The organism is Pseudoalteromonas sp. SWYJZ98, from assembly GCF_015864495.1.
GTDB classification, from domain to species: domain Bacteria; phylum Pseudomonadota; class Gammaproteobacteria; order Enterobacterales; family Alteromonadaceae; genus Pseudoalteromonas; species Pseudoalteromonas distincta.
In genome coordinates this window covers 1-10114 of record NZ_JADYXA010000065.1, presented here as the reverse complement: position 1 = coordinate 10114, position 10114 = coordinate 1, and the positions used below count along the sequence as shown (strand labels likewise).

Sequence of the window (10114 nt, the reverse complement as noted above, 5' to 3'; positions counted from 1 at the left end):
CTCAGTAGTGAAACGAAACAGCGCCGATGATAGTGTAGCATTTGCTATGTGAAAGTAGGACATTACCAGGCTTCAAATTGTAGAGAGCCCGACTAGAAATAGTCGGGCTTTTTTACGTCTGCAGAAAAGTGAAATATGGGGAGTAACGGACATTACATACTCGATTCTTCTCTAATTCATCTAAATGTACAAGTTGAGCGGAATAGCTCATTATTCCAGTACTAAAGTTAATAACCAAATTTAAAGGCTATTTAAAATAGTCCATAAGCTTGGGTTTCTTCACTTTCAGATTCTTCTAGTTGAGCTGGTTTAAATATTACGCTTGGATCAATTAATACACTATGCTTTTGGGGGAGCTTGATTAATCCTAGCATCATATTTTTAGTTTGTGGGTCTAGATCAAAACCAACCTCAGTGAGCTTATCCAGTGGCTTTATGTCTTCTTTTTTATAGTCGATATTATCTTCAACCTTATCTACTAATAAACCAACATGTGGATTTAATCCATCTTTGGTGGTGAAAACAATAATAGGTTTATAGTCTAAGGTTATTTGCTCTTTAGCTGATTCAAATAAACGCTCAAGCTGAATTAGACTACTGCGCTTAATTTTGTCGAGCAGAGCTGATGTGTGTTTATCATCACTTCGATTATGGGCTGCTATGGCTGCTTTCGCTGTTTCTAGTAATGATTGGAAGGGCTCGTCAAGCCGAGACATTGTTAATTTTAAGTCTTCATTGTCGGTGTTGAATTCTTTGTAAAACAAAACAAAATCTTGTAGTTCGGCGTCATTATTTGAAATAGAAGCCGAGCTATTTAATAAGTTACTATGAAGGGTATTAAACCAGTTTAATAGTTTGTCTTGCCATATTCTTAGTTGTTTTAGTACATGCGCATTACTTTGTTCGGTTGAGATATTATTTAAAATAATACCTAAATCAAAAACAGGTGTTGGTGTATCCATATAATCTTTAACACCAATAAAGCTTTTATTATTGTTGGGTAAAGTTGTTAGATTATTGTCAAAGCGCTCAGTTAATAAAATATCGAGTATTTTTAGCGAAATTGTTTTGCAGCCCACTTTAAAGTTTATTAATTCCATGCCTTTATCTTAATTTACCTATTAATGCTTTAAGGATAGAACAAATTAAATAAATAGCTTAAAGATGGATAAAATTTAACAGAGATAGGGCAGCTAGAAATTATTAGATGGTGTTAGTGAGGTTTTTTATGGCACGTTTAAATTGATTCTCAAGCTGCTTTTTTCCTAATAAACCTAAGTGTTGAATCACTTTTTCATTACTTTCATTTTGAAGTACTAATTTTATTAAAAGTTGTTTATCCGACTCTGTTAATTGAGATATATAAGAAGGTGACTGGCTCAGTAACTGCCAAAGAGTTGCAGAGATACTAAATTGAGTGAAGTTACTTTTAGTGAGCAGCGCTAATCGCTCGTGAGTCTCTAGGCTTATTAACTCGTCGGTAAATCCTTCAATTATAATATTCACGAGTTGCCAATCTAGTGTTTTAAAGTGTGTTAAAAGAGCATAAAAGAAATCGTTTTTAAACTGCTTTTTTAGGGGTTGAAGAATTGTACTTTTGTCACTTAAGCATTTAACTACAAGCGCCGAATGTTCAGCGGTGCTTTTATCGCGTTGATAACCTAATTTTACAGTATCAAACCCTAGGTTTTGCCAAAAATTAAGTAACTGCGCTATTGCGCCAAAGCTTGCACCAAACCAACTACATTGGCTTTTTACCTGCGATTCGCAATAACTAAGTAACTTTTTACCAAGTCCTATATTGTGGGAACTCGGATCAATCGCTATTCGTACAACGCGAGCGCTCAGTTGTGTTAAACAGTCATTATTAAAGCTAAGTTGTGAGAGTGCTTGCGCCATTAAATGTCCTTGCGGGCGACGCTCTCCACTTATAACCTGTAGGGCAAGTTCTTCACTCAAACCACCTTCTATGGCGATTAAGCATACGCCAACTAATTGATTATTAATTTTGCTAATAAATAGTCTTTGCGATGGTGCGTCTAGTAGTTGGCGTAAGTCGTTGACACTACTTTGATAGTGAGCCAGTGCAAGTAGGGCAATAACTTGCTGCAGTAAAGATTCATTGTTTACAAGGGATTGCTGAGTTACTTCGCTATGAATTGGCTGCTCTAATTCACCACTACTTAACTCTATATATTCTGCATCGAGTGCAAGCAAGGTGCGAATGTGCTTCTCGAGGGGATCGTGTTTAGCAAAACGTAGTGGCTCATCAAGCGTTACAACTTTAGAGGCTTTATAGTGCGCTTTAATATAGTTACTAAAGCGAATGGTATAACCCCTACCATTGCCCTCATACCCAACCAGAGTGCTTGCAAATACTATACGAGGGTAATGAGCTAGCATTTGTAGTAATAACGGAACAGGGATTGCTGCAGCTTCATCAACGAGTAGTAAATCGCACTCAGGTAGTGTGTTTAATAACGCGTCAGGTGCAACGTAGTGCAAGTTGGCGAGCTGTTTATGTTCATCGTTGTATTGAAGGCTTAACTCTTGGGCTAAATGTTTAAAGCTGCTATGGGTCGCTTTAAACTGAGTGCTGCAAATAATTACTTTTTTATCAGTTAGTTTTGCCGCGGCTAAGCCAAGTGCTGCCGACTTACCTCTGCCTCTATCAGCATTAATGAGTAAAGGCCTGTTTGCACGGCCATTAGCTACTTTTACTATCTGCTCAATACAGTTTTGCTGTGGCTCATAATCAATTTTATTATGCATTACATAGCTAGCGTTATTACTAATACAGCCATTTTTTTCACTCAAGTGAAAAGCAGGTAACGGTTTAATAATAGTCGCGAAACGCTGATTAAATATGCTGTAGTCAATGCTCTGACCGTGTGATTGCACTGTACTTAATGCGGGATCTTGCCAAGAGCCTAAATCATCTAGTTCAGGCAGTAATAAAAACAGTATACCGCCTGCTTTAACGGTGCCGGCAAGTGCTGCAAGTTTATCAGGGTGCAAACCACTAAAACCATCGTAAACAGCATGAGCAAATTCTTGCCCTAAAATTTGGTGTGTGCGAGTAGGCCAGTACGAATTTTTAATCGCGCACTGCTTTGATACAACAAGTGTATTGTTTTCATCTATTAATGAGTTAAGTATTTCATAACACCAAGCTGGGCTGCCCGTGATCAACACTAGCTGACGATGATACGCGCCAGCTAATTGTTGCTCTAACTCATTTAGGTGTGCTTTATACCGCTTGTAATCGTGCATAGGCCGTTACTAACCATTTGCTACCAAGGTCGTCAAAGTTAACTTGTACGCGAGATTGTGCGCCACTACCTTCATAATTCAGTACAGTACCAATACCAAACTTAGCATGCAGTACGCGTTGTCCTAAGTTAAAGCCACTGTCTTCAAATGCGGCATGGCTAACTGATGCGCTAAAACGCCCAGCGGCAGGCGGGCGAGAAACCTGTGTTTTAATACGGATTTCTTCTACGCAGTCTTCAGGGATTTCGCGTAAAAAGCGAGATGGGCTATGGTATTTTTCTTGCCCGTATAAACGGCGACTCTCAGCATGGCTAATGTATAACTTATCCATTGCTCGTGTCATGCCTACATAACAAAGGCGGCGCTCTTCTTCTAAGCGACCCGACTCTTCGTTGCTTTGCTGAGAAGGAAACATGCCTTCTTCTACGCCTACCATAAACACTAGCGGAAACTCTAAGCCTTTAGCTGAGTGAAGCGTCATCATTTGTACGGCGTCTTCGTGTTCTTCTGCTTGTCCTTCACCTGACTCAAGTGACGTATGGGCTAAAAAGCCTTGTAAAGGTGAGCTGTACTCTTCGTCTTCAGGCAGCTCATACTGATCACAAGCGCTAATTAGCTCTTCTAAGTTTTCTACGCGAGCACGGCCTTTTTCACCTTTTTCGGCTTGGTACATTGCCATTAAGCCTGAGGTTTGAATTGTGTACTTGGCTTGCTCATGCAAAGTTAGATCGCTAATTTTATCTTCTATTTGTTCTACTAGTTCTACAAACTTACTTACTGCACCAGAAGCACGACCAGATAAATGCTGTTGTTCTACAATTGCTTTTGCGGCATACCAAAGCGGTAACGATTCTGCTCGTGCACAATCTCGTATATGGCTCAATGTTTTATCGCCAATACCGCGTGCTGGCGTATTAATTACACGCTCAAATGCGGCATCGTCTTGACGATTACCTACTAGGCGTAAGTACGACAACGCATCTTTAATTTCTTGTCGTTCGAAGAATCGCATACCACCATAAATACGGTATTTTAAGCCTTCTTGTAGCATGGCTTCCTCGAGTACACGAGATTGCGCGTTACTACGGTATAAAATTGCGGCATCTTGTAGGGCATTACCTGCATTTAACCAGCTTCGTAGTTTGCTACTTACAAAGCGCGCTTCGTCTAACTCATTAAATGCCGCATAAATAGAAATTGGCTCGCCATCGTTACCGTCGGTCCATAAGCTTTTACCCATACGCTCTGAGTTATTTTGAATTAATGCATTAGACGCTTTCAAAATAGTTGCAGTTGAACGGTAGTTTTGTTCAAGACGAATGGTTTCTGCGCTAAAGTCAGTTAAAAATCGTTTAATATTTTCGATTTTAGCACCGCGCCAACCGTAAATACTTTGGTCATCGTCGCCTACAATCATGATACTGCTTGTATCGCCTGCAAGTAACTTTAACCATGCATATTGAATGGTATTTGTATCTTGAAACTCGTCTACGAGCATATGTGCAAAGCGTTGCTGGTAATGACGTAGTAACGTAGGGTTATTTTTTAACACTTCGTAGCTGCGTAGTAATATTTCGGCAAAATCTACTAGTCCTGCTCTATCACAGGCCTCTTGGTAGGCGGCGTAAACACGCAGCATCATTTGCTCGTTAATATCGTATGCTTGAATATCTTTAGGGCGAAGTGCTTCATCTTTTTTGGCGCTAATGTACCAGCCAAATTGTTTAGCAGGCCATTTTTTATCATCAATATTCATTGATTTTAATAAGCGCTTGATCATCCGAAGTTGATCGTCAGAGTCTAAAATTTGAAAGGCTTCTGGTAAGTTAGCTTCACGGTGATGAGCACGTAAAATACGATGCGACAAACCATGGAACGTACCAATCCACATACCACCTACAGGGGCTTTTAGTGTTTCTTCAACGCGGCTGCGCATTTCTTTAGCCGCTTTATTAGTAAAGGTTACGGCAAAAATACTGTAAGCAGATGCTTGCTCAACTTGCATAAGCCACGCAATACGATGAACTAACACTCGTGTTTTACCAGACCCAGCACCTGCTAATACCAGCATGTTTTGTAGTGGGGCTGCAACGGCATCGCGTTGTTTGTCATTTAAGCCATCGAGTAATTGTGAAACGTCCATCGTTACGCCTTTTTAATCAATATTGTGGGCAGTATAACAGGTGTTTTTGTTAGGCTAAATAAAATACTGTTTTTATAAACAGCTATTTATAAAATAGCCTTAAAAACGAGTAACTTGCTAATTTTTTAAACAAACAAAAAAGTGTAAACGCACAATAAAAATTGCTAATTTGACCTAAAGTTAGCAATTTTTACTAACTCTCTAAATCTAGGGTAATTTAACTATTTGATTTGTAAGCTTTAATAAATTGGCATAGAGTGTGTAAGTAAATAATTATAAAATCAAATAAATACAGAGGTTAGTATGGCAGATCAAGGTTCTGGCGGTAACGTAATCGCAGCATTATGTAATATATTTTTTCCTGGTTTAGGGCAGTTAGTGCAAGGGCGTATTTTAGCGGCTATATTTTTTGCACTCGCTATTATAATAAGTTACGCACTAATTTATGTGCTTGTAGGTTTTGTACTTGTGCCTATTATTTACTTATGGTCGATTATTGACGCAGCGCGTTATAGATCGCGAAGTTAACGGCTTTAAAGTTGAATAAAATAGCGCCCTTGTGGCGCTATTTTACTTTATATGTCCTGTGGTTTGCGGGCGTTTACGTATATAATTACGCAATTAAAGATTTACAGGCAAACCCTATGGAATATCAATTTATTCGCGACCCTATTAGTGGGCTACGTATTAAAATAAGCAGTGAACACGCCATTATTGGTCGCTGGCTAAACGAAGAAATAGGCAAAGACAAAGTAGCTATGGTGCAAGCGCTTATTGCATCGGTGAGTTCAAGCTATGAGCCGCTAACGCTAAAAGGCCAAGAAATAGATTTAATATTAACCAAAGACGAAGCACTATTTGAAGCCCATGCGCTTCATCAAGACAGTGAAGACCTAATAGCGTATCAAGATGACGATTTAGCGCTTGAAGAAAATGGTTTAAGTAGTGGTTGTGGCTTTGAAGATTTCATTGATTTAATTGATTCATGGGCTGAATTTAGCGGCTCAAAGTAAACTACATATTAAGATAGTGCTGATGCGTTAAGCTTCCTTTATCTGTACTATTACACTAATCAAAAACGACAGGAATGAATATGTCTGCCAATTTAAACAAGCTAGTAGTTATGCTAGAAATGCAAAACGCCATGAACACTAAAGTACATGAGCAATGGTTTACTCAAGGATTCGAATGGTACCGCGCTATTTGGGTTGAGTGTGCTGAAATGCTGGATCATCATGGTTGGAAATGGTGGAAAAAACAAACACCAGATACCGAACAAGTTATTTTAGAGTTGGTTGATATTTTTCATTTTGGTTTATCGCTTAGAATTGACGGCAAAACTAGCTACGAAGACTTAGCAAAGCAACTTGAAGCTGAACTTAGTAATGCTCAACAAGCGGATGACTTTAAACAAACGCTAGAAATATTAGCGGCTTCTGCTGTTGCAGATAAAACGTTTAATGCAGCTGCATTTGCTGGCTGTATGGCGCAAATGGGTATGGATATTGATGATTTATATCGCGGCTACGTAGGGAAAAATACGTTAAACTTTTTCCGCCAAGATCACGGTTATAAAGATGGTAGCTATATCAAAGAGTGGAACGGGCAAGAAGATAACGAGCATTTAGTTGAAGTAGTTAAAAGCCTTGATACGGAACATGCAGATTTTGCAAAGTTAGTATACCAAGGCCTTGAAGCGCGTTACCCAAAAATCTAGCCCAAGTAAACTACGTTAAATAATCTTACGATAGTCGGTAACACTCAGGTAATCGGCTATTTCGTTATGTGGTTGTTGGCTATCAGGGTTAGCAACTGCAAGTAAGTGCTCGATGCCGTATTCTCGTGCGGCATTTAATACCGGCACACTGTCATCTACAAACAAAGTGCGCTGCTTATTAAACCCTAAGTCTTTTTGTACTTGGTGCCACAAACTTTGCTGCTCTTTACTTACTCCATATTCATGAGTAGACACTACACCATCTAGGTAGTTATCAATCGCTGTATGCTCAAATTTTAGCATGACGCTCTCAGGGTGGGCGTTGGTAAGTAAAATTAACTCTTTGCCTGCTTTTTTAAGCTCGGTTAAAAAATGAGGTACGTCTTCACGCATTTTAATTAAATGCTGAGACTCTAGTTTAAGCTCCATTATAGGCAAGCTTAATTGCTGCTCCCAATAATCTAAACAATACCACTGTATTTGACCGCTCACAGCTTGATAGCGTTTTAAAATATCTGCTTTAGCTGCATCTAGGCTAATGCCTCTAGCTAATGCGTGTTGCGCAGGGATAACGTTAAGCCAAAAATGACTGTCGTAATGTAAATCGAGTAATGTTCCATCCATGTCGAGCAAAACGGTATCGATTTTTGACCAATTTAACATAGGAATTTCAACTTATAAGGTTTATTATTGAACTAACTGCCATGATAGCAAATTAACGCCAATGACACAGAAAAAGCACCCAACACCACCACAAATCCTCAGTAACAATGTTGTTGCTAAAAGTCGCCTGTTTACTGTGGAGTCTTTAGAGTTAAAGTTTTCTAATAACGAAGAGCGCCAGTATGAGCGAATTCGCGGCGGTGGCCGGGGAGCAGTGATGATTGTTCCGTTAAGTGCAGATAATGAGTTACTACTTGTACGTGAATACTGTGCGGGCACAAACAATTACCAGTTAGGTTTTCCTAAAGGCTTAATTGATCCGGGCGAAACGCCAGAGCAAGCTGCTAACAGAGAACTTAAAGAAGAAATTGGCTTTGGTGCTGAGTATTTTAAACCATTAAGAACAGTAACAATGGCGCCGAGTTACTTTAATGCCACTATGCATATTTTATTTGCTAAGCAATTATACCCAAAAACCCTTATTGGCGACGAACCAGAGCCGCTTGTTGTTGTTAAGTGGCCATTAACTCAATGGCAGTCATTATTAGACCAAGAAGATTTTACCGAAGCCCGCAGTGTTGCAGCTTTGCTATTATTAGATAAGTATTTAGCGTCTGGAGCTGCCGATGAATAAATTAATCGAACCGTGCATTGAATTAGCTGAGCGTGCTGGCGATGCAATTATGGCCATTTATAAAAAAGGCGATATTGGCCAACAAGAGAAATCAGATAATACGCCTGTTACCAAAGCTGATTTAGCAGCAAATGACGTACTGGTTGCTGGATTAAAAGCACTTGCGCCCGATATCCCAATTATGTCGGAAGAAACACCTATACCTGCACTCGTCGACAGACAGGACTGGCAGCGTTATTGGTTGCTCGATCCGATGGATGGTACTGGCGAATTTATTTTAGAAAGTGGCGACTTTGCAGTAAACATTGCATTGATTGAAAATAATCATCCTGTGCTTGGCGTTATTCATTGGCCTGCAAAAGGCGTGACTTATTTTGCTACAGCTAAAAATGGTGCCTTTAAACGTGAAAACTCAATTGATAAGCAAATATCTGTAGCGCCGCCAGAGAGCTTGACGCTTGCAGTGAGCCGCCGCCAAAAAATAGAAGCGGTGAGTCAGTATTTAAATAGTCAGTTTACAACGATTGCTATTGGTTCGTGTTCTTTAAAAGCCTGTACTGTTGCAGAGGGCAAAGCAGATTGTTTTTTAAGAATTGGTCCAACGGGAGAGTGGGATACAGGTGCTTCACAAGTTATTGTTGAAGAAGCCGGTGGTTGTATTACCGATGCAGAATTTAATCCGCTAACGTACAACCAACGAGAGAGTACTGAGAACCCTGACTTTATAGTAATGGGACATCCAGACTGGGAATGGCAAAAAATGATTAATCCGCATCAAAGATTGAGCGCAGAATAGTAATTTGGTTGCTTTTTGTTCGGTTGAACAACTTTAATTAGTTTAGGTCTTGCATTAAATGTTTATTCCTATATAGTAGCGCTCTCTTCAAGGCANGTTGAACAACTTTAATTAGTTTAGGTCTTGCATTAAATGTTTATTCCTATATAGTAGCGCTCTCTTCAAGGCAGGCTCGTAAATATTACGAAAATGTTTTAAAGAAATTACAGGCGCGGGATGGAGCAGTCTGGTAGCTCGTCGGGCTCATAACCCGAAGGTCGTCGGTTCAAATCCGGCTCCCGCAACCAATTTCCTTAGGGATTGAGGTTACTGTAAACTCTAACTTAAGAGATAAAATAAAGTAGTCGATAGGCTTAAAATATACAGGCGCGGGATGGAGCAGCCTGGTAGCTCGTCGGGCTCATAACCCGAAGGTCGTCGGTTCAAATCCGGCTCCCGCAACCAATTATTTAATTGGAAGCCAAGTTGTAATGTAAGCAACTTTAAACAAGTCTACAAATTTCAGGCGCGGGATGGAGCAGTCTGGTAGCTCGTCGGGCTCATAACCCGAAGGTCGTCGGTTCAAATCCGGCTCCCGCAACCAATTATTTAATTGGAAGCCAAGTTGTAATGTAAGCAACTTTAAACAAGTCTACAAATTTCAGGCGCGGGATGGAGCAGTCTGGTAGCTCGTCGGGCTCATAACCCGAAGGTCGTCGGTTCAAATCCGGCTCCCGCAACCACTGAAATAACACGCTTAAAGCGTGTTTTTTTATGTCTAAAATTTGGTGTGTATATTGTGGCTCATAACCCGAAGGTCGTCGGTTCACCTTTTATAAGTTCAGGCTCCCGCAACCACTGAAATAAATAAGAATGAAACGGCACGCTTAAAGCGTGTTTTTTTATGTC

Annotated in this window: 9 protein-coding genes and 4 tRNA genes; 9 read left to right on the top strand and 4 right to left on the bottom strand. The window is 39.9% G+C overall.

Going from position 1 to position 10114, the window contains the following annotated elements; genetic code table 11:
* Positions 1 to 251: 251 nt before the first annotated feature.
* From I6F10_RS19360 to uvrD, 3 genes are all read right to left on the bottom strand, one after another.
* Positions 252 to 1100, bottom strand: a complete 849-nt coding sequence (locus tag I6F10_RS19360; protein WP_165744913.1) for a chemotaxis protein — start codon at positions 1098 to 1100, stop codon at positions 252 to 254.
* A 103-nt stretch (positions 1101 to 1203) separates the two neighbouring features.
* Complete coding sequence (locus tag I6F10_RS19355; RefSeq protein ID WP_197099269.1) at positions 1204 to 3273, bottom strand: GNAT family N-acetyltransferase; 2070 nt, start codon at positions 3271 to 3273, stop codon at positions 1204 to 1206.
* Positions 3251 to 5416, bottom strand: coding sequence for a DNA helicase II (gene uvrD / locus I6F10_RS19350; protein WP_002963007.1), 2166 nt, complete (start codon positions 5414 to 5416; stop codon positions 3251 to 3253). The genes I6F10_RS19355 and uvrD overlap by 23 nt, the downstream gene beginning before the upstream one ends.
* Positions 5417 to 5719: 303 nt before the next feature.
* On the opposite strand from uvrD, the gene I6F10_RS19345 reads away from it, so the two are divergent.
* The 3 genes from I6F10_RS19345 (at position 5720) to I6F10_RS19335 (ending at position 7133) form a co-directional block, all read left to right on the top strand.
* The gene (locus I6F10_RS19345) at positions 5720 to 5944 is read left to right on the top strand and encodes a hypothetical protein (RefSeq protein WP_002963009.1); all 225 of its coding nucleotides are present in this window, start codon (positions 5720 to 5722) and stop codon (positions 5942 to 5944) included.
* A 116-nt stretch (positions 5945 to 6060) separates the two neighbouring features.
* A complete protein-coding gene (locus I6F10_RS19340; protein WP_002963010.1) occupies positions 6061 to 6429 on the top strand; it encodes a YacL family protein in 369 nt (122 codons plus the stop codon).
* 80 nt (positions 6430 to 6509) lie between these two features.
* Complete coding sequence (locus I6F10_RS19335; RefSeq protein ID WP_002963012.1) at positions 6510 to 7133, top strand: dUTP diphosphatase; 624 nt, start codon at positions 6510 to 6512, stop codon at positions 7131 to 7133.
* Between the two features lie 15 nt (positions 7134 to 7148).
* Here the strand turns inward: I6F10_RS19335 and yrfG are convergent, their stop codons facing one another.
* On the bottom strand, positions 7149 to 7796 hold the full coding sequence (gene yrfG, locus I6F10_RS19330; RefSeq protein ID WP_165744911.1) for a GMP/IMP nucleotidase: 648 nt from the start codon (positions 7794 to 7796) through the stop codon (positions 7149 to 7151).
* Between the two features lie 61 nt (positions 7797 to 7857).
* Between yrfG and nudE the strand changes: the two genes are divergently transcribed.
* The 6 genes from nudE (at position 7858) to I6F10_RS19300 (ending at position 9948) form a co-directional block, all read left to right on the top strand.
* Complete coding sequence (nudE, locus tag I6F10_RS19325; protein ID WP_165744910.1) at positions 7858 to 8430, top strand: ADP compounds hydrolase NudE; 573 nt, start codon at positions 7858 to 7860, stop codon at positions 8428 to 8430.
* Positions 8423 to 9226: a 3'(2'),5'-bisphosphate nucleotidase CysQ gene (gene cysQ, locus I6F10_RS19320; RefSeq protein WP_024605630.1), complete on the top strand. Its 804-nt coding sequence runs from the start codon at positions 8423 to 8425 to the stop codon at positions 9224 to 9226. The genes nudE and cysQ overlap by 8 nt, the downstream gene beginning before the upstream one ends.
* A 210-nt stretch (positions 9227 to 9436) precedes the next feature.
* Positions 9437 to 9513, top strand: a tRNA-Met gene (locus tag I6F10_RS19315).
* Positions 9514 to 9593: 80 nt separating this feature from the next.
* A tRNA-Met gene (locus I6F10_RS19310) sits at positions 9594 to 9670 on the top strand.
* 62 nt (positions 9671 to 9732) lie between these two features.
* A tRNA-Met gene (locus I6F10_RS19305) sits at positions 9733 to 9809 on the top strand.
* A 62-nt stretch (positions 9810 to 9871) separates the two neighbouring features.
* Positions 9872 to 9948 (top strand) — tRNA-Met (locus tag I6F10_RS19300).
* Positions 9949 to 10114: the final 166 nt, after the last annotated feature.